General features: G+C 56.4%; 21 protein-coding genes and 1 pseudogene. 10 read left to right on the forward strand and 12 right to left on the reverse strand.

What is annotated here, in order from left to right:
- Positions 1 to 55: 55 nt before the first annotated feature.
- The 3 genes from RMR16_RS20360 to RMR16_RS20370 all read right to left on the reverse strand — a co-directional run bounded on the left by RMR16_RS20360 (position 56) and on the right by RMR16_RS20370 (position 1,815).
- Complete coding sequence (locus RMR16_RS20360) at positions 56 to 478, reverse strand: cupin domain-containing protein (RefSeq protein ID WP_320197437.1); 423 nt, start codon at positions 476 to 478, stop codon at positions 56 to 58.
- Positions 479 to 516: 38 nt separating this feature from the next.
- The gene (locus tag RMR16_RS20365; protein ID WP_320197438.1) at positions 517 to 1,269 is read right to left on the reverse strand and encodes an SDR family oxidoreductase; all 753 of its coding nucleotides are present in this window, start codon (positions 1,267 to 1,269) and stop codon (positions 517 to 519) included.
- A 66-nt stretch (positions 1,270 to 1,335) separates the two neighbouring features.
- On the reverse strand, positions 1,336 to 1,815 hold the full coding sequence (locus tag RMR16_RS20370; protein WP_320197439.1) for a carboxymuconolactone decarboxylase family protein: 480 nt from the start codon (positions 1,813 to 1,815) through the stop codon (positions 1,336 to 1,338).
- 132 nt (positions 1,816 to 1,947) lie between these two features.
- On the opposite strand from RMR16_RS20370, the gene RMR16_RS20375 reads away from it, so the two are divergent.
- Positions 1,948 to 2,856, forward strand: coding sequence for a LysR family transcriptional regulator (locus RMR16_RS20375; protein WP_320197440.1), 909 nt, complete (start codon positions 1,948 to 1,950; stop codon positions 2,854 to 2,856).
- A gap of 188 nt (positions 2,857 to 3,044) precedes the next feature.
- Here RMR16_RS20375 and RMR16_RS20380 read toward each other — a convergent pair.
- The 3 genes and pseudogenes from RMR16_RS20380 to RMR16_RS20390 form a co-directional block, all read right to left on the reverse strand.
- Positions 3,045 to 3,581, reverse strand: a pseudogene (locus RMR16_RS20380) (response regulator transcription factor).
- A 98-nt stretch (positions 3,582 to 3,679) separates the two neighbouring features.
- On the reverse strand, positions 3,680 to 4,699 hold the full coding sequence (locus RMR16_RS20385) for a substrate-binding domain-containing protein (RefSeq protein WP_320197441.1): 1,020 nt from the start codon (positions 4,697 to 4,699) through the stop codon (positions 3,680 to 3,682).
- Positions 4,696 to 5,988, reverse strand: coding sequence for an ROK family protein (locus RMR16_RS20390; protein ID WP_432355135.1), 1,293 nt, complete (start codon positions 5,986 to 5,988; stop codon positions 4,696 to 4,698). Before RMR16_RS20390 ends, RMR16_RS20385 begins: the two co-directional genes overlap by 4 nt.
- A gap of 322 nt (positions 5,989 to 6,310) precedes the next feature.
- Here RMR16_RS20390 and RMR16_RS20395 point away from each other — a divergent pair, with 322 nt between their 5' ends.
- The 6 genes from RMR16_RS20395 to RMR16_RS20420 all read left to right on the forward strand — a co-directional run bounded on the left by RMR16_RS20395 (position 6,311) and on the right by RMR16_RS20420 (position 12,455).
- Positions 6,311 to 7,123 (forward strand): sugar phosphate isomerase/epimerase family protein, encoded by an 813-nt coding sequence (locus tag RMR16_RS20395; RefSeq protein ID WP_320197443.1) that lies wholly within the window; start codon positions 6,311 to 6,313, stop codon positions 7,121 to 7,123.
- A gap of 54 nt (positions 7,124 to 7,177) precedes the next feature.
- Positions 7,178 to 8,299: a substrate-binding domain-containing protein gene (locus tag RMR16_RS20400; RefSeq protein ID WP_320197444.1), complete on the forward strand. Its 1,122-nt coding sequence runs from the start codon at positions 7,178 to 7,180 to the stop codon at positions 8,297 to 8,299.
- A 121-nt stretch (positions 8,300 to 8,420) separates the two neighbouring features.
- Complete coding sequence (locus RMR16_RS20405; protein ID WP_320197445.1) at positions 8,421 to 9,593, forward strand: Gfo/Idh/MocA family protein; 1,173 nt, start codon at positions 8,421 to 8,423, stop codon at positions 9,591 to 9,593.
- On the forward strand, positions 9,590 to 11,194 hold the full coding sequence (locus RMR16_RS20410; RefSeq protein WP_320197446.1) for a sugar ABC transporter ATP-binding protein: 1,605 nt from the start codon (positions 9,590 to 9,592) through the stop codon (positions 11,192 to 11,194). The genes RMR16_RS20405 and RMR16_RS20410 overlap by 4 nt, the downstream gene beginning before the upstream one ends.
- Before the next feature lies 1 nt (position 11,195).
- Positions 11,196 to 12,152 carry an ABC transporter permease gene (locus RMR16_RS20415; RefSeq protein ID WP_320197447.1) on the forward strand — a complete coding sequence of 319 codons (957 nt, stop codon included), beginning with the start codon at positions 11,196 to 11,198 and terminating at the stop codon, positions 12,150 to 12,152.
- Positions 12,153 to 12,155: 3 nt separating this feature from the next.
- Entirely contained in the window at positions 12,156 to 12,455 is a 300-nt protein-coding gene (locus RMR16_RS20420; RefSeq protein ID WP_320197448.1) for a putative quinol monooxygenase, read from the forward strand.
- 84 nt (positions 12,456 to 12,539) lie between these two features.
- Here the strand turns inward: RMR16_RS20420 and RMR16_RS20425 are convergent, their stop codons facing one another.
- The 6 genes from RMR16_RS20425 to RMR16_RS20450 all read right to left on the reverse strand — a co-directional run bounded on the left by RMR16_RS20425 (position 12,540) and on the right by RMR16_RS20450 (position 19,825).
- A complete protein-coding gene (locus tag RMR16_RS20425) occupies positions 12,540 to 14,531 on the reverse strand; it encodes an alpha-glucosidase (protein WP_413785936.1) in 1,992 nt (663 codons plus the stop codon).
- 78 nt (positions 14,532 to 14,609) lie between these two features.
- Positions 14,610 to 15,464, reverse strand: coding sequence for a carbohydrate ABC transporter permease (locus RMR16_RS20430; protein WP_320197450.1), 855 nt, complete (start codon positions 15,462 to 15,464; stop codon positions 14,610 to 14,612).
- Between the two features lie 4 nt (positions 15,465 to 15,468).
- Complete coding sequence (locus RMR16_RS20435) at positions 15,469 to 16,404, reverse strand: carbohydrate ABC transporter permease (RefSeq protein WP_320197451.1); 936 nt, start codon at positions 16,402 to 16,404, stop codon at positions 15,469 to 15,471.
- Positions 16,405 to 16,506: 102 nt separating this feature from the next.
- The gene (locus RMR16_RS20440; protein WP_320197452.1) at positions 16,507 to 17,742 is read right to left on the reverse strand and encodes an ABC transporter substrate-binding protein; all 1,236 of its coding nucleotides are present in this window, start codon (positions 17,740 to 17,742) and stop codon (positions 16,507 to 16,509) included.
- Positions 17,743 to 17,834: 92 nt separating this feature from the next.
- Positions 17,835 to 18,911, reverse strand: a complete 1,077-nt coding sequence (locus RMR16_RS20445; RefSeq protein WP_320197453.1) for an ABC transporter ATP-binding protein — start codon at positions 18,909 to 18,911, stop codon at positions 17,835 to 17,837.
- Between the two features lie 209 nt (positions 18,912 to 19,120).
- Positions 19,121 to 19,825, reverse strand: coding sequence for a GntR family transcriptional regulator (locus tag RMR16_RS20450; protein ID WP_320197454.1), 705 nt, complete (start codon positions 19,823 to 19,825; stop codon positions 19,121 to 19,123).
- A gap of 101 nt (positions 19,826 to 19,926) precedes the next feature.
- Between RMR16_RS20450 and RMR16_RS20455 the strand changes: the two genes are divergently transcribed.
- Genes RMR16_RS20455 through RMR16_RS20465 form a run of 3 tightly spaced genes read left to right on the forward strand, consistent with a single transcriptional unit; the run spans position 19,927 to position 22,501 of the window.
- The gene (locus RMR16_RS20455) at positions 19,927 to 21,084 is read left to right on the forward strand and encodes an LLM class flavin-dependent oxidoreductase (protein WP_320197455.1); all 1,158 of its coding nucleotides are present in this window, start codon (positions 19,927 to 19,929) and stop codon (positions 21,082 to 21,084) included.
- On the forward strand, positions 21,084 to 21,974 hold the full coding sequence (locus tag RMR16_RS20460; protein ID WP_320197456.1) for an aldo/keto reductase: 891 nt from the start codon (positions 21,084 to 21,086) through the stop codon (positions 21,972 to 21,974). Before RMR16_RS20455 ends, RMR16_RS20460 begins: the two co-directional genes overlap by 1 nt.
- Positions 21,971 to 22,501 (forward strand): flavin reductase family protein, encoded by a 531-nt coding sequence (locus tag RMR16_RS20465; RefSeq protein ID WP_413785917.1) that lies wholly within the window; start codon positions 21,971 to 21,973, stop codon positions 22,499 to 22,501. The genes RMR16_RS20460 and RMR16_RS20465 overlap by 4 nt, the downstream gene beginning before the upstream one ends.
- Positions 22,502 to 22,729: the final 228 nt, after the last annotated feature.

Below are 22,729 nucleotides of genomic sequence, written 5' to 3' on the forward strand. Positions count from 1 at the left end.
TGCCTTAATAAGCACAGGGACCGGCGGTGTTTTCGCTACCGGTCCTTGGCTGGTCTCATTTCTTGATCGGATAGGTCAGTTCCGTTTGAGCGGTATCGACCACGAACACGGCGAGAAGCTTGGCGGGCTTTGTGTCACTACCATTCTTGCTGACGCCGTGGCGGTCACCCGGATATTCCGAAAAGCTCTCGCCCGCTTTGTATTCCTTCACAGGCCCATCGTTGACTTGGCTTAAGATGGAGCCTTCCAGAACTGTGGCATAGATGAAGGCCGAATCAGGATGGGTGTGGGCATCTGAGAAACCGGCTGGGCCGTATTCGACGAGTACGCCCTTCATGCTCTTGCCGGGCACGTTCGGCAATTCGCGTTCGTAGACGAGTGTCACCTTCGCAGCGGAACCGCTCGAGGTGTCATGAGCACCGGCCGTGCCGGCAATGAGAAAAAATGCAACGAAGGCCGCAAGGCTGAGCTTGTTCATTATCGTGTCCTTTTCCGAATTCGCAGGAGGTGGCTGTCTTACCGACGCGGCGCCGTTGCGAACCATTGGTCGAAGCCGATCTTGCCGAGCCTGGGATCGTTGTCAGTGACCAATGCTCCGTCTTCTAGACGTGCCCCGAAATATTTCGCCTCGGGATCGGCAACGATCTGGCGGCGGTCTCCGGTCAATTCCAGATATCGGGCAACGAGTTCGTTGAGACGGAAGCGATCCGGACCGGCGATTTCCACAATCCCGGCGACCGGTACACCAAGCGCAACTTCCGCCATCGCATCGGCGACGTCATCGGAGGCGATCGGCTGAACGAAAGCGGATGACAGATGGACCTTGTCTTCGACAATGCTCGATTGAGCGATACCTCCGACGAATTCCATGAACTGCGTGGAATGAACGATCGTGAAGGGAATGCCGCTTTCCCTAATCAGCTTCTCTTGAGCGAGCTTGGCCCGGAAGTACCCGCTCTCCTGCAAACGCTCTGTCCCGACGACAGAAAGTGCAACATGATGTTTGACGCCGGCTGCTTTTTCCGCCGTCAGCAGATTGTGGCCAGAGGTCTCGAAAAACTCCATGACAGCCTTGTCTTCAAAAGATGGTGAGTTCGCAAGGTCGAGTACGACCTCGGTGCCTTGCAGTGCTCCGGCGAGGCCCTCGCCGGTGATGGTGTTGACGCCGGTGTTCGGGGAGGCGGCGATCACCTCATGGCCTTTAGCGCGAAGGCGCTCGGTCGTCTTCGATCCGATGAGGCCGGTTCCGCCGATAATGACGATTTTCATTTCTGTTCTTTCTCTAGGAATGCATGCGGAATGGATTTGGGGTGCCGTGTGCTGTGGAAGCGCACCTTAGCTGAGACCGGCTTTCTCCAGTCCGTAGAGTTTGTCGGCCGAGCCTGGCACGGCCTTGAAGGCGATGCTGACACGGTTCCAGGCATTGATGGTCATAATCGAGAAGGTCAGATCGGAGACTTCTTTCTCCGACAGCTGGCTACGAACCCGCTCGTAGAGTTCATCGGGAATACCGCCTTCAGCAAGTTTGGTGACGGCTTCGGTCCAGGCAAGAGCTGCGCGCTCGCGCGGAGCGAACAGGTTCGATTCCCGCCAGATGGCAACATGGTAAAGGCGACGCTCGCTCTCTCCATGGATCTTGGCTTCCTTGACATGCATGTCGAGGCAGAAGCCGCAGCCGTTCATCTGGGAAGCTCGTATGTTTACCAGATCGCGGATCGGCTGCTCGATGACGCTGTCTTTGAGTGACTGGCTAAGGTCAGACAGCTTCTTGAAGAATTCCGGGGATTGGGCTGCGTAGTTCAGGCGCTGTGTCATGGTTATCTCCATCTATTAAGGACTCTAAATATCCTTATGGATATAAACTATCCGTAATAGATGGACGTGCAACAAAAACCGGTCTAAGCTTCCCGCATAAACTTTATGCGGGAAAGTATGAGGGGATGACAGATGGATGTGGTTGCGGCTCTGCGAACATTCTTGAGGGTTGCCGAAACGGGCTCGTTTTCCAGCGCTGCGTTGGACCTCGGACTGACGCAGCCTGCAGTGTCCCGGCAAATCTCATCGCTGGAAGCGCACTATAGCACTCGGCTCCTTCATCGAAGCACCAATGGCTTGTCTCTGACAGTTGAAGGCGAGCAGATGATCCCGATGGCGCGCAAGGTCATCGACGCCATGGAGGCACTAGGTGATACAACGGCGGCCGAAAGCGTGACGACGTCTGGCCGGGTGAGGATCAGCCTTCCCACGCCGCTCGGCATGCATGTTAGTGAACAGCTGCCTGCATTTTTAAAACGACATCCGCGCCTGATGGTCGAAACCCTGTTTTGCGAGGAGCCGTCAGATCTCGTCGGAGAGGGGATAGACATCGAGGTTCGTCTCGGCGAGGTTTCCGATAGTAGTCTCATCTGTCGTCGGCTTGGCTGGACCACCGCTTTCCTGGTTGCATCACCCGGCTATGTTGATGATCGGGGTATACCCGCCGGGCCGGATGAGATCGCTGAGCACGACTGCATCTGTTACAGCCGTGGCGGAGAAACGCGGACTTGGGTTTTGGTCAACGGCGCCGATCATGTGCGTGTAGTGATTACCCCACGGATGGTGTTCAACAATGCGACTGCCGTCCATAGAGCGACCATCGCCGGCGGGGGACTGTCCATTCTCTCTCACATACTTGTGGCCGAAGACATTGCATCAGGCCGACTCATCAACGTTCTGCCCTGTTTACCGCCAACACGGCTGCCGATCACCGCAGTTTATGCTTCGCGCCGAAACCTGCCGCTACGGGTGCGCACGGTTCTCGATTTTCTCACCGATGCGGTTAAAGAGGACGATATGATGAGTGGTGTCGCCTGGTAACAACGGTCACTACCTATGGTGTGATGGCCGAAGTTTCATGTCCGCTCATGGTATTGCCACCCTTCGAGCTTTTACTATCTCAATGTATTGGCTGGGCCGTCGGATGTGGGGGGATGTAGCTGATGCCCGATCACGCTTGCAACCTCGACGACGCTCGTAGCCATGCCTCTAGGATTTTCCATTTGAGCCTACAACAGACCGTCCGTAATCTTGACGGGACGGGCGACTGATGTTGCCTTCATTTTTTGCATCATGTGGCCCCTGTGTAGTTTAACGGTTGGCTCTAAGATCAGAAGCTCTGCGGCAATTTGTTTATTCAGTCTACCGGCGATCACTAACGCCATGATCTATCGCTCCCGTTCCGTGAGCGTCATATATCTCGATTGGATCGCAGCTTTCGTTGTTCTCTCCTTGCGGCGAGTGGCGTCATCGGCAATTGCGCGGTTGACGGTCTCCAACAGATCCTGCTCCCGGACGGGTTTGCTAAGAACGTCGATAGCCCCCGCCTTCATCGCCCGCACTGCCATGTGTCCATCAACGTGCGCGCTAATCAAGACGACGGACCTGGGAAGACCGCTTTTGGCCAACGCTTCCTGAAATTCAAGCACGCTTTGGCCGGGAAGGCGGATGTCGAGGACGATGCACCCGGCTTTTTCAGGATCGTCTGCGACCATAAATTCTTTCACGGAGCCATGTGTTTCAGCGCTGAGTGCTCTGATCCCCAAAAACTGGACCTTCTTCGGTCGAAACCGGACGTGTCGTCGGTTAGATTCCCATCAAGGCCTTGGAAGTTTATGGGTGGCAGTTGCGTTCCGAGGAGTATTTATGGAGTCGAGTGATCCTTTACCAGCTTGGCGCTGATAAGGACTTCGCGCGGTGCCTGTTTGCGCCAGACCTTCTGAAAGCTCTCGACAACATTGTCGCTGGATACGGCGAGGCCGGGAAGTGCAACCCAGTCGGGCGTCTGCTTTCCCAGAAGTGCAAGCACGCAAGTTTGCGCCACGGCAATACCCTGAAGATAGGGCTGCTGAGCGCCGATGCCGCAAATCATGCCATCGGAAGCGAGATTGATGGCGGCTTCGCGTCCCAGATCGACCGTGGTGACCGGTAGATGGTGGCCCGCTCGCTCCAGCGATTTGACCACTTCCATCGCAGGCGTGTCCCAGACGACGAAGAGGCCGGCGAGATCTTTGTGATCTGATAACAACGTCAGGGCGTCCGAACCGGCGGTCTGGATGCTATCGAATTTGCGCACGAACATTCGGACATCCGGCCGGTTTGTTATCATCCATTTATTGAAGGAGATTTCGCGTTCATTGGTTGCGAAGAATTCGGCATGGTATGACAGCACGCCGACTGCTGCACCCTTCGCAAGTCTTTCCGCCAGAAACGCAGCTGCTATCGTACCAAGGCCGAAATTGTCGGCGGAGACGAGTGCGACATAATCGGAGCCGGGAAGGAGTCCGGTCGGGACGTTATCCAAGAGTAGCAGCCGGATACCAGCCTGTGAAACGCGCCGATGCGCTTCCACGACGGTAGAATTGGCGACAGGAATCGAAATGATCGCGTCGGGCTTCTCTCCACGCAGGCGGTCTAGCGCAGCGATCTGAGCTTCCGGCGCGAAGCCGCAATCGACGACCTCAATGACGGCTGTTTCACATTCACCGAAGGTCGCCATGATGCCAGCGATCTGTTGCTTTGCCCAGTCGCTGGTTAAGGTATGCATAACGATTGCAACGCGAAATCGCCCAGCACGGGCAGCTGCATTGTCATCTGGAAACAACGCAATGCGCTCGGGCGGCGCTGCGCGTTCACCGTGTGGGCCCAATCCAGAAATGGTCATTGCGTTGATCTCCTGGTTGGCGGAGCGATCGCTTTTTGGTCCTGTTCGGCAATAGTGCCGGCGTGACGCAAGGAGCTTGCTTCTCGTATTGTCAAGAATTCGGGGTGGGCGAGTGGAATGCCCTGCGCAATCCAGTCCTTCAGGCATCCCGGCTCGAACAAACTTTCCACGACTACCATCGCCGCGCCGACCAGGCCCGCAGAACTGCCCATTTGCGACTTGACGATCATCAGGTCACGGGTGACCAGTGGGTGACTTTCGCCGTATACGGTTTCACGGACGGCTGCCAGCAGCAGGTCATTGGTCTGCGCCATGTTGCCGGACAAGACGATCAGATCAGGGTTGAGCATATTGGCGAGCATCGCAACAGAGTGCCCGATTAACCGTCCACTCTGGCCGAGAATTTCCATGGATGCCGGATCGCCCGATTGGGCGGCCTGGCTCACTTCGATGGCGCCGACATCGCCGCTTCGACGCAATGTGTCGGCGAGCAACGGACTTTTGCCGGATTGTGCCGCCGCCAGACCTTCGCGTGCGATCATGTCGCTGCCGGCGATGGCGTCAAGCGTCGATGTGCGATCGCTGGCCTGCACCGGCATCTGGCCGATTAGCCCAGAGGCACCCTGTGCACCGCGATAAAGCCGCCCGTCGAATATCAGCCCGGCGCCGATGCGTTTTCCGACTTTGACGAACAGCATATTGCGTGCGGTTTGCCCAGCACCGGCGAAGCGTTCTCCCATTGTCATAGTCTCAATGCTCGAGCGGAGCCAGACTGGCGCGCCAAATCGATCCACAAGGGTTTCTACGAACGGAAATCCCTCCCATGCCGGAAGGAAGGAAGGCGTCTGATTCATGAAAGGGACTTCGTCGCTCTCTGTGACGGGACCTGGCACCGATACCGCAATCCCCCAGACTGGCGTATCAGGGGCGTGTTTGGCGATCAGCCAATCGAACAGCGACAAAATGCGTTGCGAGGTCAAGACAGCAGCCGCGCCAAGATCGATGGCCTCGTGATGTTCTGTGAACAGCCGGCCTGAAAGATCAGCGATGCCGACGCCCAATGCCGACTGGTCGAGAGTCGCGACAAGAATACAGCCACGATCTTTCCTGAACTGAACGAGGCGCGGCGCTCGTCCGCCGCTGGCGATACCGAGCTCACTTTCGACGATCAGGCCGATCTCGGAAAGGGTCGCTAGCCGATCAGCCACCACGGCACGCCCCAGTTCGCTTTCCCGTTCAAGTTCCTGCCGCGTCGTCGCCTTCCCCAAACGGATCAAGTTGAGGATCATACCAAGGCTTGAGGCGGCGGAATCGCGCGTTGTCGGGCGGCCTTTTCCACGGTTCGGGGATGTCGAGGCAATGGGCATTTTGCCGTATTCCCTTCGGTGTTTGCGTTTCGGGTTTTGTCGTCAGCGCGGCCATCGTTTTCACTGGATAAAACGGATGGCTGTGCGGGGCAAGTACAAACTTATGTCGTAAATCAGCAAAAGTTTGCCGACTTATGTAGAAATAATGTTGACTTCCATATTAAGCAGCCATAACTTCAAACCCGGAGAGCGGCGATATCGCGAAAGAGGGGCGAGGAGCCTCGGTCGCTGCGGAGGAAATAAGATGTCGGACTGGAAGCTGGCGTATCACGCCAATTGCTGGGGTATGCTCGGAGGCAATGCGCAGGGTGTGACCTCAATCACAGATCTCAGCTATCGAACGTTCGGTGACATGGATCGTGCTTTTGCCGACATTGCTGCGGCAGGATACGAAGGCGTCGAATTGTTCGATGGAAATCTGCTTGACTACAGCGCAGCCGATCTCCGCACGCTTCTCGCCAATACCGGCCTGACGCTGGTGGCGGCCTATGCCGGTGGTAATTTCATCTTTGACGATATCCTGCCAGAAGAACTGGCCCGTGTGACCCGGGCGGCCGACCGTGCCGCTGAACTCGGCGCACTACATTTGGTCGTCGGGGGAGGGGCTAAACGTCACGATGGCATCCGCGACGAGGATTATGTGAAGCTCGGTACTGCCTTGGACAAGGTCAAGGCGATTGCGGAGGAGCGTGGCTTACGCGGTCATTATCATCCACACCTGTCGACGATCGTTGAAGGGCCGGAGACGGTGGACCAGATATTCGGTCTAACGTCGATTGATTTCTGTCCGGACACGGCGCATCTGGCTGCTGCTGGCGGCGATCCAGCGAAGCTCATTCGCGATCATGCATCGCGCATTTCCTACGTCCACTTGAAGGGCTTCCAAACAGAGCCATTCGCTTTCACGCCGCTTGATCGCGGCGACGTGCCAACCGGGCCCATCCTCGCCGCACTTCGCGAGACGGGGTTCAAGGGTTGGGTCTGCACGGAACTCGATGCTTGGCCAGATCCCGCAGAGGGAGCCCGTATCAGCATGGATTATCTGAAAAGAGCCTGATCGCAATAAACTTTCGAGGAAAAGACGCCTCGACTTCTTGGGAGGAGAAGAAACATGATAACGAAACGAAGCCTGCTTGCAACCAGCGCCGCCCTGGTGCTGACGATCTCGATCACTGCACCAGCATTTGCTGATCCGGATGCGGCCCTTGCCAAGCTACAAGCCACCGTTCTGTCGAAGGGGCCAAAAGGCGAAGAACCGGCCAGCGCATCTTCGGTCACCTTAACCAACGACGAACTGGTCAAAATCAAGGGTATGAACGCAACGGCAGCCATCGTCATGCATTATGGTGGCAATGATTGGAGCCAGGCGCAGATCAATGGATTGCAGACCCAGTTTGCAGCCATGGGCATCAAGGTGATTGCTGTCACAGACGCTGGGTTCAAACCAGAAAAACAGGTGGCCGATCTTGAAACCATCATGGCGCAGAAGCCCAACATCATCGTATCGATCCCAACAGATCCCGTGGCAACGGCCAGTGCTTACAAGGCGGTTGCGGACGCAGGCGTGAAGTTGGTGTTTATGGACAACGTTCCGGCAGGCTTCACCGCTGGCAAGGATTATGTATCCGTCGTTTCGGCGGATAATTACGGCAACGGCGTCGCTTCGGCGCATCTGATGGCTAAGGCGCTGGGCGGCAAGGGCGAGATTGGCCTCGTCTTTCATGCGGCCGATTTCTTCGTCACCAAGCAACGCTACGAAGCTTTCAAGGCGACGATCGCTTCGGATTATCCCAATATTAAAATTGTGGCCGAACAAGGCATTGGCGGTCCGGACTTTTCCGGTGATGCCGACAAGGCGGCCAGCGCAATGCTGACATCCAATCCTAACCTCAACGGCATATGGGCCGTTTGGGATGTGCCAGCCGAAGGCGTTATCTCTGCGGCCCGTACCGCCGGTCGCGACGACCTCGTCATCACCACCGTTGATCTTGGCGAGAACGTCGCCATCTCCATGGCGCAAGGCGGTTTCGTCAAGGGCCTTGGCGCACAGCGTCCCTATTCGCAGGGTGTGACAGAGGCGACACTGGCGGGTTATGGTCTGCTCGGCAAGGTGGCGCCTGCTTTCGTGGCGTTGCCGGCACTTCCCGTCACCAAGGAAACTTTGGTTGAGGGCTGGAAGGCCGTCTACAACACCGAACCGACGGCCAATGTAAAAACAAGTCTTGGGCAGTAGACCTGTCCCGATAGTGACGACGGTTTTGCGGGCGGCGTTTGCGCCGCTCGCCCCTGAAGGCCAATGGGCCTTCCGGAACGAACCGGGCCGAGGCCCGACCTTTCATTGACGGAGAAAGATGATGACCAAAGTGATGAACGTCGCCATGATCGGTGGCGGTTTCATGGGCAAGGCGCATGCCATGGCCTATGCTTCCATGCCGATGTTCTTCTGGCCTGCGCCTGCTATTCCCCACCGCAAGGTCGTCGTCGACGTCACGGATGCGATGGCGGAAACCGCCCGTGACCGCTACGGCTTCGAGGAAGCGTCCAGCGACTGGCGCGCGGTCGTCGCCCGGGCGGATATCGATGTGATCGACATCTGCACACCGAACAATGTACATGCCGAAATCGCCATTGCAGCGGCCGAGGCCGGCAAGCACATCATTTGCGAAAAGCCGCTCGCCCGCACGGTCGATGAGGCCCGGGCCATGGCCGCCGCCGTGAAGAAAGCCGGCGTCATCCATATGGTTGCCTTCAATTATCGCCGCACGCCGGCGGTGGCGCTAGCCAAGAAATACATCGAGGAAGGCCGCATCGGTAGGATTCTCAACTTCCGAGGCACCTACTTGCAGGATTGGTCCGCCGACCCGGACGGCCCGCTGTCCTGGCGCTTTCAAAAGAAGATTGCCGGTTCTGGCACTGTCGGCGATATCGCCACCCATGTGGTCGATCTAGCGCATTATCTGGTCGGCCCGATCGAAACCGTGAATGCAATCACCACCACCTACAACAAGACCCGCCCCTTGCAGCAGGGCGGCGTCGACAAGCTGGGTGCGTCGGAAAAAGCCTCCGGCGACGTCGAGCGCGGCGAGGTGGACGTGGACGATGAAGTCATCAGCATGCTGCGTTTCGAAAACGGCGCCATCGGCAGCCTCGAGGCGACACGCAACGCCTATGGTCGCAACAATTTCATCACGCTGGAAATCCACGGCACCAAGGGCTCGATCCACTTCAATTATGAGCGCCGCGATGAACTGCAGGTGATGTTTGCAGATGACCCGGCCGACAGCCGCGGGTTTCGCACTGTCTATACCGGCCCGGCGCACCCTTACGGTGACGGTCTCTGGCCGATCCCGGCGCTTGGCATCGGTTACTCCGAGACCAAGATTGTTGAGTGCTTCGATTTTTTCACGGCAATCAAGACCGGAAAGCAGCCATCGCCGAATTTCAACGACGGTCTGTTGACGGAACTGGTCGCGGATGCCCTCATCCGCTCAGGAGAAACCGGAGCGTGGGAGCGCGTAGGCAGATGAACACCAAGGCCGCTATCGTCAACATGCCATTGCCCGACGGCACGCCTCTGGCCGTTAGTATGAAAAGGATTTCCAAATCCTTTGGCGGTGTGCGGGCTTTGAACGATGTCAGCCTCGACGTCCAGCAGGGCGAAGTTCACGCCCTGCTGGGCGGAAACGGCGCGGGAAAATCGACGATCCTCAAAGTGTTGAACGGCGTTCACAGGCCGGATTCCGGTACCATCACGGTGTGTGGCAACTTGCTGGAGGACATCACCCCGGAAGCGGCTCGCGCGGCTGGCATTGCCATGAACTTTCAAGAGTTGAGCCTGATCCCGACGCTGACCGTGGCGCAGAACGTATTTCTCACCCGCGAAACCAGAGGCGGTCTGGGTCTGATCGACGACCGGACGGCGGAACGGCGTGCCGCCGAACTGTTCGGAATGCTGGAGGTCGAAGTCGATCCGAAAGCGCTGGTCGGCGATCTCGGCGCAGGGCAGAAGCAACTCACCGAAATCGTCAAGGCGATCTCGCAGGACGCTCGAGTGCTGGTGCTCGATGAACCCTCGACGGCGCTGTCCGTCAGCGATGTCAATCGCCTGTTCACCTTCCTGCGAAAGCTGAAGGCCAAGGGCGTCGCCATCATCTACGTCTCGCACCGGATGGACGAGATCGCCCGCATCAGTGACCGGGCCACGATCCTGCGCGATGGCGCCCATGTCATCACGGCACCCATGTCATCACTGCCGATCGACACGATGATTGAGCACATTGTCGGCAAGCGTTCCAAGGGGCTCTCCGATGTGGCGCGCGGCACCGCCACCAAGGGTGAAGTCCTGCTCGAGCTTCGCAATGTCTCGGGCAGATACAAGCCAAACAACATATCCTTTGCGGTCCATAGGGGCGAGGTCGTTGGCCTTGCGGGCCTGCTCGGCTCCGGCCGTTCGGCGCTCGCACGGGTGATCGCCGGTATCGAGCCGGCCAAATCTGGCGAGATCCTGATTAACGGCGAACGGGTGATCATCCATAAGCCCGGCGATGCAATCGCCGCGGGCGTGGCGCTGGTGCCGGAGGCACGGGCGACGCAAGGGATCATTCCCGCCCATTCCGTCGCATCCAACATGACGCTGGCGGTTCTCGATAGCATTTCGTCTGCGGGTTTCGTTGATGCGGACAAGGTCAGGTCCGTCACGGACGACATGATCAAGAGACTGTCGGTGAAGACCGCGAGCCGCGACCATGCGGTCTCGACACTCTCGGGCGGTAACCAGCAGAAGGTGGTCATTGGCAAATGGCTATCGACTAATCCCGATATCCTGGTTCTGGACGAGCCGACAGCGGGCATAGATATCGGCTCGAAGTCCGAAATTATCAAGCTGGTGCGCGATCTGGCTGCTGCCGGAAAGGCGATCGTCTTCATCTCTTCGGAACTGAGTGAGCTCCTGACGGCCTGCGACCGCATCGTGGTGATGTCGGAGGGACAAATGTTCACCGATCTTACGCGCGACACACTCGACGATCCGGCGATCCCGGAGCACGACACGGCTCATCGCCTCCAGGCTGCCGAACAGCGCCTGCAAATCGAAATTCAGGAGGCCCTGAAGCAAGGGCAGAAGGTTTGACATGACCATCGCAAATCCAACGCTCGTTCAAAGCTTTCGGGCCAACTGGCGCCAGAACATCATCTATATCGGTTTTGCGGTCATCTTCGTGATCTTCGCATTGACCCTCAACGATAAGGGCTTTTTGAACCTCAACAATCTGCTGAATATCGTCCGCCAGACGGCGATGATCGCGGTGATGGCGATTGCCATGACCTTTGTTCTTTCGGCCGGAGAGATCGATCTTTCGGTCGGTGCGGTTGCGGGGCTTTCGACGGTTACTGTTGCCATGGCGATTGCGGTAGCCGGGCCTGTTGCCGGCGTGTTCGCGGGTCTTGCGACGGGTATAGTCGTTGGCATGTTCAATGGCTGGCTGACAACGCGTGTCGGTATCCCATCCTTTCTGACGACGCTGGCGATGATGGGCATCGCCAAGGGCGTGGCGATGTGGATTTCTAACACGGCCGCCGTTCCCATCCTCAGCCCCGGCTATTCCTGGCTGTTCGGCGGCGGATCGCTAGCGAAAATTCCGGTGCTGCTGTTCTGGATGGTCCTGTTTGGTGCCATCGGCCATGTGGTTCTGCGTCGGACCGGATTCGGCCGCCGGATTCTTGCAACAGGCGGCGGTGAAACAGCAGCGCGTTATTCGGGGATCGATACGAAGGCGATCAAGTTCCGCGTTCTCGTCATGTCATCCACGGCCGCGGCCTTCGCCGGTATGCTGTACGCCGGCCGTCTTCAATCCGGCCGCTTTCAGCTGGGTGAAGGCGACGAGCTTTCCGTCATCGCAGCAGCCGTTCTCGGCGGCACGAGCCTGTTCGGAGGCAGGGGAACCATCATCGGGACCATTGTCGGAGCTTTGATGATAGGGATGATCAACAACGGGCTCATCCTCATGGGACTGGAATTCTCCCAGCAGCTCATCGCACGCGGTGGCATCATCATCCTCGCCGTTGCCCTGTCACAGAAGCGGAACTGAGCCATGCCTCCGGTCACGATTATCGGCACAGTGATCGCTAGACCCGAAACGCGGGAGGAATTGCAAAATCTACTGGAGGCCCAAGTGGCGCCGACACGTGCGGAGCCTGGTTGCATCAACTACGACTTTCATGTGGATTCAGAGGATTCCTGCGTCTTTGTCTTCTACGAAAACTGGCGTAGCCAGTCTGATCTCGATACTCATATGAATATGCCCCATTTAAAGCCCTTGCTTGGCCAGATTGGGCGGCTTTTGCTAAGGCCGATAGAAATCCGCCATCTCGTTATGCTTAGTCGCCTTTAAAACGACCCGTATGCCTTTGAAACGAAAATGGCATGTGTATCGGTAGTAATAACGCTTCAGGAACGCAATAACGCTTGGATATCGCTAGAAACGTCTCAGCCCCGCAAGCAGGGATTCATTTATGCAGCCCTCGCGATAGAAAACGGGTGGACGTCCCAAAGGTGCTGGGATTGTCACGTTTTGACCTCCCACAAAAGTCTCTCCTGTCCAGGCGTGAACCCACCGTTCCCCCCGAGGCAGATAAACGACACGATCAGTCTGCCCTGCCTGCCAAATAGGCGCGACCAGCATATCTGCACCGTAAAGATAGCTGTCCTGAATTGCGTAAGTGTCTCGGTCGTCCTGATGGTGTAGGAACAACGGTCGTTGCACGGGCAAACCGTGTGAAACCGCTTCCTGCGAAAGAGACTTCAGATAGGGAGCAAGGTGCCGGTAAACCCGCGTCATACGGGCAAAATGCGACAGCACTTGCGGGTCCTGATCGATCTGGACGTTGTCACGCGGACGGTTTCCCTCATGGCTGCGCATCACAGGCGTGAACGCCGCCATCTCTGCCCAGCGCATCAAGAGTTCCGGTGTGCGGACATTGCCGAAGAGGCTGGTGTATCCGCCGATATCGGAATGATGATAGGCATTGCCGAGCAAGCCGGAAGACAGTGCACCGCAGATGACTGTCACAAGCCCATCATGCCGGGAAAAATCGACCGACTGGTCGCCGCCCCATAAAAGCGGGCAATGTTTTTGAACGCCGGTGAAGCCCGCACGCATGAAGAATAGCGCTTCGCCGGTTTGGCCACGACTGGCAACCGCCTTGGCATTCACCTCGGCCCACAATGTTGGCCACTGATTGTGCATCAGCTTGGCATCGATGCCGTTTGAAAGATGTACATTGATGGGCAAATATTCACCAAAATCCGCCATCCAGCCGGAAAGGCCAAAGTCCAGCATATTCTTGCCGACAATATCCTCAGCAAACCATTCGGCCGCAGCAGGGTTGGTGAAATCCACAACGCCGCAATCGAACTCACCGAAATCCACAAGCGCGGTGTTGCCCGCACCATCTGTGGCAAAATAACCTAAGGCTTCTGCGACTTTAAACGATGGGCCATCCACGCAGAGATAGGGGTTCACGTAGCCCATGAACCTTATGCCATCATCGTTCAGTTCGGCAATTTTCTGTCGCAGGCCCGGGTAACGTTTTTCGTTGGCTTGCCAATCCCAAAACAGCCGGGAACCGAATGAGGTCTGCCGCAGCCCGACCCAATCCTCGCACCAGAGGGCGGAAACCTTGACACCCGCATCACGCATGACCTGAAGGCGCTGGAAGGAATTCTCGCCATCCTTCAAGCCGATAATCGCACCGTTGTAGATCCAATCAGGCAGCGGTGGCTGGCGTCCGAAACGTTCCGAGAGTGTTTCGACCAGTTCAATGAACGTTGAGGCCGCAAACAGCTCGATCCGTTCCGGGATGGCCCAAATCTCGATCTCGTGGAAGCCCGCGTGGCGGAAATCGAAGACGGAATAAGCTGATGTTTCCACATGCAACGCATAGAGCGCCGAGGACACATAGGTCGGCTGCGGGTAATTGGTGTTGAAATAATCGCCGCCCGCACGGTCTTTGATATTGGATTTGAAGGTGATTTCGCTAGTGGGGTCGCGCCCGACGCCGGGCTCTGACGTCCACAGTGGAAAACGGCGACCGCGCATGTCGAAATACGACATCTGCTCTCCGCCACCCCAAACATGCTCGTCCCGATCAGCGACGACACGAACCCATAGCCGGTTGAGCGATGCGTCTAGTGCCTCAAAACCAATATTGCCCTTATCCACGGTCAGCACAATGCGGACCGGTTGGCCGGGCGCATCTGACAGCGACACCCTGTTATCTGTGACCTGCGCATAAGCAAGTGAGCGCCGTTCGATGACGTAGTCTTCAATATCGAAGTTGCCGCGATACATGTCCATCCGCTCTTGGCCATGGCCAACAAAGATAGCGGGCGATGCAAGACTGTGATCGATGATCGTCCGGCCATTGATGGAAAGCGTGAAGCCGGTGTCTGTCTTTTGGAGTTTCAACGTCATGTCTTTCAATTTTGTATCATCCGTTCTGGATAGGCCCGCATCGACAAAGAAGTTCGCGCCTGTTCGCTTCGCTCATCCTTTGATCCCTCCGGTTGTGAGACCGGAGACGACACGCTCCTGGAATATGACAATCAACACAGCGACGGGAACGATACCCACCACAAGAGCTGCCGAAATGACCGGCCAGGGGAAGGCAAACTCGCCTTGATAAAGCTGGATACCAACGGGCAATGTGCGCAACGACGGATTGGAGTTGAAGGATAGCGCCAACAGGAACTCATCCCAGGCATTCACGAAAGCAAGAATGCCCGCGGTAAATACGCCGGGCGCGCACAGCGGCACCACAACCCTGAAGAGAGCGCCGATGCGGGTGCAGCCATCGATCATGGCGGCGTTTTCGATGTCGCGGGGAATACCTTCGAAAAACGACACGAGCATCAGCGTACAAACGGGCAGAGACAGCACCGTGTAAGGCAGCACCAACGCAATCCAAGTATTGAGCAGGTTCAAGGTGCGCATGATTTCAAACAGCGGCACCAGAAGCGTCACCAGTGGGAATGTGGACACCGCAATGATGGTCGATAAAATGAGGCCGCGATAGCGCAGATCGAGCCGCGCCAATGCATAAGCGGCCAGGACCGAGACCAGCAGCGTTAGGCAGGTGGACAGAATTGCCACCATGAAGCTGTTGAAAAGGAAGAGATGCAGCGGCTGGTCTGAAAAGGCCTGCATATAGTTGGCAAGGGTTGGCACATGCGGCACCCAGGTAATCGGCTTGGCGGTCAACTCCGCCTCGGTCTTCAGCGAGGTGAAGAGAATCCACAGTGCTGGAAACATACCGTTGATGATGAGGGCGGCAGCGGCGATCAAACGCAGGGGACGTCCAGACAAAAAGGACGAGAGGCCGGAAGAAGTAACTTGAGACATCATCTTATTCCTTGGTCCTGATGGCACGCAGATAGACCGCCGTCACGCACATCGACATGACGAACATCACCATCGCAAGGGCGGAACCATAACCGAGATCAAGGAAGGACACGGTGTTCTGGTGGATGTAAATGGCAAGCGTGGTGGTGGATGTCCCCGGCCCGCCGCCGGTCATCATGTAGGGAATGTCGAAGGTCTGAAGTGCCGTAATGGTGCGGAAAATCAGCGCCACGACGATTGCGGGTTTAAGCAACGGCAGCGTGATTTCAAAAAACTGCCTGATGCGGCCTGCACCATCAACATCTGCGGCTTCGTACAGGGAACGCGGGATGGTCTGAAGTCCCGCTAAGATAATCAGGGCCATGAAGGACGATGTTTTCCAAATGATCGTCACGCAAATGGCCGCAAACGCCCAGCCCGGAGAATTGAACCAGATGATGCCCTCGAAACCGAGCCGGTTGAGCACATCATTGACCACTCCATATTCAGAATGGAAAAACCACGCGAAAATCAACCCGGCGAAGGACAGTGGCAAGGCCCATGGAATAAGCAGCGAAAGGCGGACGGGCCACTGCACACCAAAAGGAAGGTTTGCCAGCAACGCCAGTGCAAGACCGACAAAAAGTGCGCCCGGAACGGTGATCAGCGTGATCAGCACCGTGTTCCACGTCGCATCCCAAAACACGGGATCGTCGATCATCAGCCGATAATTTTCCAGTCCGACGAATTCCGCTGGCAGACCCGAAGTCAGCGACAGGCTAAACAAACTGGTGTAGCCAAGCCGCGCCACCGGATAAACGATGATGAGCGCCAGAAGAATGGCTGCCGGAGCCAGCAGCACCACGGCCAGCGAACGGTCGCCGAGATCCAGCCATCGCGTCCACGCTGGCGGGGCTCGGTCGGCGCGTTGAGGTGCGTTGAGGATGGAGGAATTCGTCACCGGTGCTACTCCCGATAGATCAGGCTTGCGAAGCGGAAGGGCGCGGCATCAACGGCCTGCCCTTCCGGTTTTGTGAAGTCCGTTTATAAACGGCGTTCTTGCTTAGCGCAGGATGCGCTTCAGCCGGGCCTCGATCTGTGTTGCGCCATCTTCAGGTGTCGAAACACCGGCTAGAACCGCATTGACCGTGGTGCGAATGACTTCGCTGACCTCGTTATAGCGTGGCGTAACGGGACGCGACTTGGCTGTCTCGACAACCTGCAAGGCATCCGCAAACCATGGCGCAGCCTTTAGAACATCTGGATTTGAATAGGCACCGGCATAGGTGGGCAAAAGCGAACCATTGACTGCCATGAACACCGATACGTCTTCGCTGGAGAGGTATTCCACCAGCTTCTTGCTTTCATCCTGATGCGTGGAATAGGCGGAAACGCCAAATTCCCAGCCGCCAAGGCAGCTTGCCTGTTCGCCGCCGCCAAGTGCTGGCAGACGTGCTACGCCCACTTTACCGGCAACAGCCGATTCCGCGTTCTGGAAATGCGTCCAGGCATAGGACCAGTTGACCGCGAAGACCGCGCTGCCCGCCTGAAACTCCTTGCGGGTATCATCGGTCGCGACTTCGGCAATGTTCTTTTTGGCCACGCCCTCGTCAACAAATCCCTTCCACAGTTTCAGAGATTTAACGGCAGCGTCGTGGTCGAAAGTGAGCTTGCCGTTTTTGACAAGGCTTTTTCCCTGGCTCCAGTAAGGCAGAAGAAACGTGCAGACGGCACCTTCGATGGCTTTGCCCTGAAACGAAAGACCCTGAAGATTAGGGTTCTTTTCGCCTTCGGCGATCTTCTTCGTCGCAGCCGCCAGTTCTTCCCATGTCTTGGGGGCCGCAATACCGTATTTATCCAGCAAATCCTTGCGGTAATACAGGAACATGGCATCGGCGAAAGCCGGTAGCGCCACTACTTTGCCATCCACCGTGTTGGCTTCATTATAGGCAGGCAGATAGACGGACATATCCTTGCCGGTAAATGCGGATGTCCAGCCAGCAGCGGCATATTGCGCCGGGCGAATGACGTCCAGCATCAGAATATCAAGATTGGTATCCTTGGCCGACATGACGGTGTTGAGATATTGCGCCTGTGCTTCGGAGGTGTTGCCGCCGGTTTCAATGGCAACTTTAACGCCCGGATTGGCCGTCTCATACTTGTCGAACACCTTGCGCCAGACAGCAGGCTGATGCTGGCTGGACACGAAAACCTTGAGCTGGGTATCGGCAAAAGCCGGAACCGAAAAAGCGAGCATGCTTGCGGTGGCGAATGCGCCCGCCATAAATCTGATATTCATCCTATCCTCCCATTGAATGTTTCTGCGCAAAGCACCGTGCCTCCCTTCGTGCATGGAGCTCTGGTGAGCAGGCAAAGCCTGCCTCACGTTCGTCAATCGATGACACGTTCGCTTGCGGCATCGAAAAGATGAATTTTTGCGGGATCGACCCCTATTCTAAACTCCGCACCCACATTAGGGCGGGTTTCTGGCGACATACGGGCTGTCAGCATGTCGCCGCCAACACCGAAATGCACAAGCGTATCGGAACCCAGCGGCTCGACCACTTGCACCTTTACGGAAAGCGCCATCGCCGGGTCCGACACCGGGCCGAAATGTTCTGGGCGAATGCCGACAATCACCTCACGCCCATCCTGAAGAGGCTCGCGACCGGCGCGCATGACATCCAGGGAAAGCCTGTCGCCACTGGTAAAGTGGAGGCAACCGGACTGGACCTTGGCACGGGCAAAATTCATCGCTGGCGAACCAACGAAACCACCCACGAAAACACTGTTGGGGCGGTTATAAACCTCGTCAGGCGTGCCAACCTGCTCGATATCGCCACCTCTTAGAATGACAATACGATCAGCCAGCGTCATGGCCTCGACCTGATCGTGCGTCACGTAAATGATCGTCGTGCCGAGCTGCTGGTGAAGTTTTTTGATTTCGGTACGAACTTGACCACGCAATTTGGCATCAAGGTTAGACAAAGGTTCATCGAACAGAAAAACCTGCGGTCGCCGCACGATGGCGCGACCCATGGCAACACGCTGACGCTGACCGCCAGACAATTGTCCCGGACGACGATCCAGCAGATGAGAAATGCCGAGCATGTTGGCAGCTTCATCCACGCGCGCCGCAGACTCACCCGCTGCAATGCCGCGCACCTTCAGGCTGAAGCCCATATTTTCCCGCACCGTCTTATGGGGATAGAGTGCGTAGTCCTGAAACACCATGGCGATATCTCGCTCACGCGGCGCAAGACGATTAACGACACGATCCCCGATACTTACCTCACCGCCGGTGATCGATTCCAGTCCGGCCACCATTCGCAATGTCGTCGATTTGCCGCAACCCGAGGGACCGACCAAGACTACAAACTCACCGTCTGCTATCTCCAGATCAATGCCCTTCACGATCCGAAGAGACCCGTAACTTTTGTCCAGCTTGTTAAGCTTAACTGATGCCATTCTTATCTCCCAACCCTCGGCTGTGCTGCTCCGGGCTCCTCTAAGCAAAAGAATACGCAAGGATTTATGGAAATCAATGGTGTATCAATTTTATTTATTTTCCCTGAAATTTAAAAATTCTCGTTGATTTATAATAACAATTCCGGATATTTTTTAAATCACATATTGTCCAATATGATCCAGATCAAAAAGGATTTCGCTGGTGAACGCTATCTAAGCCGGTTAACATATCGGGCCACGCTAGGGTCATACCAGGTGTGAGAAATCTCTGCCGTCCCTCCCTCATGTGAATAACTGATGCGTAAAACATGCGGGATGGGTTCACCACATTTGGGATTGAAGGTATCGGGTGACCAGTCCGGGACATGACCCAAATCGATATGGTCTTCTGCCTTTGCGATCCATAGCCCCAATCGCGTCCGGTAATAGAGATAGAGAGATTCGGACAAGTCCCCAACTTCGATTTCGTTAGTGTATGATCCGTCCAGCCATATCTCTTCAATCGCAGCGGCCTTGCCCGCGATACGCCTCAGCCGGCGAATACGGTGCCCCTCCTTTGAGGTGCCGAATGGAGGCAGTTCTTCTGGCTTGACTTCGCGACTGATGCTCAAAACCTCCGCTGTCGGAAAGCCGCCTCCGCTAATCAACTCCAGCCGGAACATGGCGTACACGCTCTGAGGGTCAGTGACTGCGCGGATGTAATTGCCGGAACCCTGAATGCGTTCCAGCAAACCACGATTGTGAAGCTCGGCAAGTGTCTTTCGCAGCGTTCCAACTGCGATCCCCAGCTCATTTGCCATATCGCGCTCCGGGGGAAGTTTCTCTCCATCAATCAGCCGGCCAGCCGTTATGTCTCGCACGAGGGTTTCGGCAATCTGGAGATACACTGGCAAACTTCCCTTAGAACTTCGCATTTTCAACGCCTTTCAGCCCTCTGCAGAAAAAATTGATACATTATTGATTTACTTAATATCGGATGCTAGTTAAATGAGCAACGGTCCTGAGGAGGATTTTAATGACCATTGTTCCTGTAACGTCTGGTGATCTTGATGCGAGTGAAGTGTCGTGGTTTTCAGCACTCTGCTCAGACGACTATACCTATCTTGGGGTTCCAGAGGGCTCTCTTCGTTCGAGCTGGGACCACTGCTCCTCAATCGTCAAAAAAGCAGAAGAACTCGGCTTTCGCAACGTTCTATGCCCGTCCTCTTATCAAGTGGGACAGGATACGCTGAGCTTCGTCGCTGGTTGTGCGCCGATCACCGACAAGATCAATTTTCTGGCCGCTATTCGCTGTGGTGAGATGCAACCCATCATGCTGGCCCGTACCGTGGCCACGCTTGATCACATGCTCAAAGGTCGCTTGACGCTGAACGTCATCAGCTCCGACTTTCCCGGCGAAGTCGCAGACAGTGCCTATCGTTATCGGCGCAGCCACGAGGTCGTGGAAATTTTGCGCCAGGCGTGGACACGCGACACGATCGATCACGACGGTGAAATCTATCAGTTCAAAGGTGTTTCGACCGAACCAGCGCGCCCTTACCAGCAAAATGGCGGACCTTTGCTCTATTTCGGCGGCTATTCACCGGATGCTCTGGAGCTTTGTGGTGCGCAATGCGATGTCTACCTCATGTGGCCAGAGGCGAGAGAACAGCTCGCCGAGCGGATGCGTGCCGTTCATGCCCGCGCGCAAGCCCATGGCAGAACACTCGATTACGGTCTTCGTGTTCACATGATCGTCCGCGATACGGAAAAAGAAGCGCAGGAATATGCCGAGCATCTCGTCTCGAAACTCGATGACGAATTCGGTCAACTTATTCGCAGTCGCGCTCACGACAGCATCTCGCTTGGCGTCGCGCATCAGGCACGCGCCCGCGAATTGGCGGACAAGTTTGGCTATATCGAGCCAAACCTCTGGACAGGTATTGGACGTGCCCGTTCGGGATGCGGTGCCGCTCTCGTCGGATCGACCGATCAGGTCCTGAGTGCACTTGAGGACTATCGGAAGATGGGCATTCGGGCCTTCATCCTCTCCGGCTACCCGCATCTGGACGAAGCCGAGCATTTCGGAACCAAGGTTTTGCCACAGCTTAAGACGTGTTCTCTGCCGCATGTTCACGGGCGTGTGCCTGCGTCAACACCTGCAACGCCCCTTGGAAACGGAGAGCGCCACTAATGGATCGCATCGAAATCACACCCGACCTGTCGCTGAGCCGCCTCGTCTATGGCATGTGGCGCATCGGAGATGACGCCGACACCTCATCGCGGCATGTACAAGCCAAGATAGAGGCATGTCTGGCGCAGGGCATTACTACCATGGATCAGGCTGATATCTACGGTGGTTACACCGCAGAAGCGATCCTCGGCAATGCATTGAAGGCTGCACCTTCACTTCGAGACAAGATCGAAATCGTAACAAAATGCGGCATTGTCGCACCTGCGGGCCGACATTCAGCCGCGCGCGTCAAACATTATGACACGACGGCGGAACATATCAATGCGTCCGTCGATGCGTCCTTGCGTAACATGGCGGTCGAACATATCGACCTGCTGCTCATTCACCGACCTGACCCGATGATGGATCCGGATGAAACGGGTGCTGCACTCGATGAACTGGTCGCGTCAGGAAAAGTCCGTAGCGTTGGTGTTTCGAATTTCCGGCCTTGGGATTTTTCTTTGCTGCAAACGCATATGGAAAACGAACTGGTCACCAACCAGATCGAGCTCAGCCTTGCGGCAACATCTCCTTTTACCAATGGTGATCTGGCCTATTTACAAGAGCGCAACCTTCCCGTCATGGCCTGGTCGCCTCTTGGCGGAGGGTCGCTGATGACCGCAGGTAGTGCTCTTTCCGACAAGATGGCCAATATCGCGGAGGCTCAGGGTGTGGACAGCGCCGCTGTTGCCGTTGCCTGGCTGCTCAAGCATCCGGCGAAGCTACTTCCCGTGCTCGGAACCAACAATCTCCAGCGCATATCCGCGATCTCGCAGGCAAGCCAGGTCGTCATGGATCGGCAAATGTGGTTCGAACTTTACTCGCTTGCAATTGGTCAAGAGGTGCCATGATGACATCCATGAACGGCATGCAACACTACGATGAACACATGTTTGTTCCAGATGCGGAAAACACGCGCAGCTTTCGTACTGCGCTTGGGAACTTTCCAACAGGTGTTACGGTCGTGACCGCCCAGACGCCTGGCGGGCCAATCGGAATGACGGTCAACAGCTTTTCTTCCGTCTCGCTCGACCCGCCTTTGATATTGTGGTCACCGGCCAAAACATCATCTCGCCATGATTTTTTCGCTGGCGCGACCCATTTCGCCATCCATGTTCTGAGTGCCGATCAGGGTGCGCTCAGCGGTCGCTTCACTCGGGGCGGTCTTGGCTTCGAGGAGTTTATTTGGGACGCGAACCCGGAAGGCGTTCCTATCATTCCGGGCACACTCAGTCGGTTTGAATGCGAACGCGCGTCGATCTATGATGGAGGTGATCACTCGATTATCCTCGGTCGCGTCCTGCGTGCAGCCCACCGCGACGGTGAGCCCTTGTGCTTTGCGCGCGGTGGCTTTGGGCGGTTCGCGGTCGCGTCTTGAAGTCGCGACCCCAGCAGACCGAGTAATATATTCGGTCTGCTTGTAGATAAGTTACGACGGTGAGCGCGGTCAGGCTCTCGTTCGCATTTGTGCCCCAATCCTGCTCACGCTTTGACACTTGCCTGGTTCTATGGCTGCACTGGCGTAGATTTGTGCGTGACCACTCTCAGTTGCTGGAAACGCCCAAACTGCTTTCGCATATATCGGTCGGATTACAGGCGAAATATG

The sequence above is a fragment of the Agrobacterium sp. rho-13.3 genome, from assembly GCF_033957765.2.
GTDB lineage: Bacteria > Pseudomonadota > Alphaproteobacteria > Rhizobiales > Rhizobiaceae > Agrobacterium.

Excerpts from the sequence above, each read along its gene's own strand:
- RMR16_RS20360 (WP_320197437.1), bottom strand. The coding sequence starts at position 478 with ATGAACAAGCTCAGCCTTGCGGCCTTCGTTGCATTTTTTCTCATTGCC.
- RMR16_RS20365 (WP_320197438.1), bottom strand. The coding sequence starts at position 1,269 with ATGAAAATCGTCATTATCGGCGGAACCGGCCTCATCGGATCGAAGACG.
- RMR16_RS20370 (WP_320197439.1), bottom strand. The coding sequence starts at position 1,815 with ATGACACAGCGCCTGAACTACGCAGCCCAATCCCCGGAATTCTTCAAG.
- RMR16_RS20375 (WP_320197440.1), top strand. The coding sequence starts at position 1,948 with ATGGATGTGGTTGCGGCTCTGCGAACATTCTTGAGGGTTGCCGAAACG.
- RMR16_RS20385 (WP_320197441.1), bottom strand. The coding sequence starts at position 4,699 with ATGACCATTTCTGGATTGGGCCCACACGGTGAACGCGCAGCGCCGCCC.
- RMR16_RS20390 (WP_432355135.1), bottom strand. The coding sequence starts at position 5,988 with ATGATCCTCAACTTGATCCGTTTGGGGAAGGCGACGACGCGGCAGGAA.
- RMR16_RS20395 (WP_320197443.1), top strand. The coding sequence starts at position 6,311 with ATGTCGGACTGGAAGCTGGCGTATCACGCCAATTGCTGGGGTATGCTC.
- RMR16_RS20400 (WP_320197444.1), top strand. The coding sequence starts at position 7,178 with ATGATAACGAAACGAAGCCTGCTTGCAACCAGCGCCGCCCTGGTGCTG.
- RMR16_RS20405 (WP_320197445.1), top strand. The coding sequence starts at position 8,421 with ATGACCAAAGTGATGAACGTCGCCATGATCGGTGGCGGTTTCATGGGC.
- RMR16_RS20410 (WP_320197446.1), top strand. The coding sequence starts at position 9,590 with ATGAACACCAAGGCCGCTATCGTCAACATGCCATTGCCCGACGGCACG.
- RMR16_RS20415 (WP_320197447.1), top strand. The coding sequence starts at position 11,196 with ATGACCATCGCAAATCCAACGCTCGTTCAAAGCTTTCGGGCCAACTGG.
- RMR16_RS20420 (WP_320197448.1), top strand. The coding sequence starts at position 12,156 with ATGCCTCCGGTCACGATTATCGGCACAGTGATCGCTAGACCCGAAACG.
- RMR16_RS20430 (WP_320197450.1), bottom strand. The coding sequence starts at position 15,464 with ATGTCTCAAGTTACTTCTTCCGGCCTCTCGTCCTTTTTGTCTGGACGT.
- RMR16_RS20440 (WP_320197452.1), bottom strand. The coding sequence starts at position 17,742 with ATGAATATCAGATTTATGGCGGGCGCATTCGCCACCGCAAGCATGCTC.
- RMR16_RS20445 (WP_320197453.1), bottom strand. The coding sequence starts at position 18,911 with ATGGCATCAGTTAAGCTTAACAAGCTGGACAAAAGTTACGGGTCTCTT.
- RMR16_RS20450 (WP_320197454.1), bottom strand. The coding sequence starts at position 19,825 with ATGCGAAGTTCTAAGGGAAGTTTGCCAGTGTATCTCCAGATTGCCGAA.
- RMR16_RS20455 (WP_320197455.1), top strand. The coding sequence starts at position 19,927 with ATGACCATTGTTCCTGTAACGTCTGGTGATCTTGATGCGAGTGAAGTG.
- RMR16_RS20460 (WP_320197456.1), top strand. The coding sequence starts at position 21,084 with ATGGATCGCATCGAAATCACACCCGACCTGTCGCTGAGCCGCCTCGTC.
- RMR16_RS20465 (WP_413785917.1), top strand. The coding sequence starts at position 21,971 with ATGATGACATCCATGAACGGCATGCAACACTACGATGAACACATGTTT.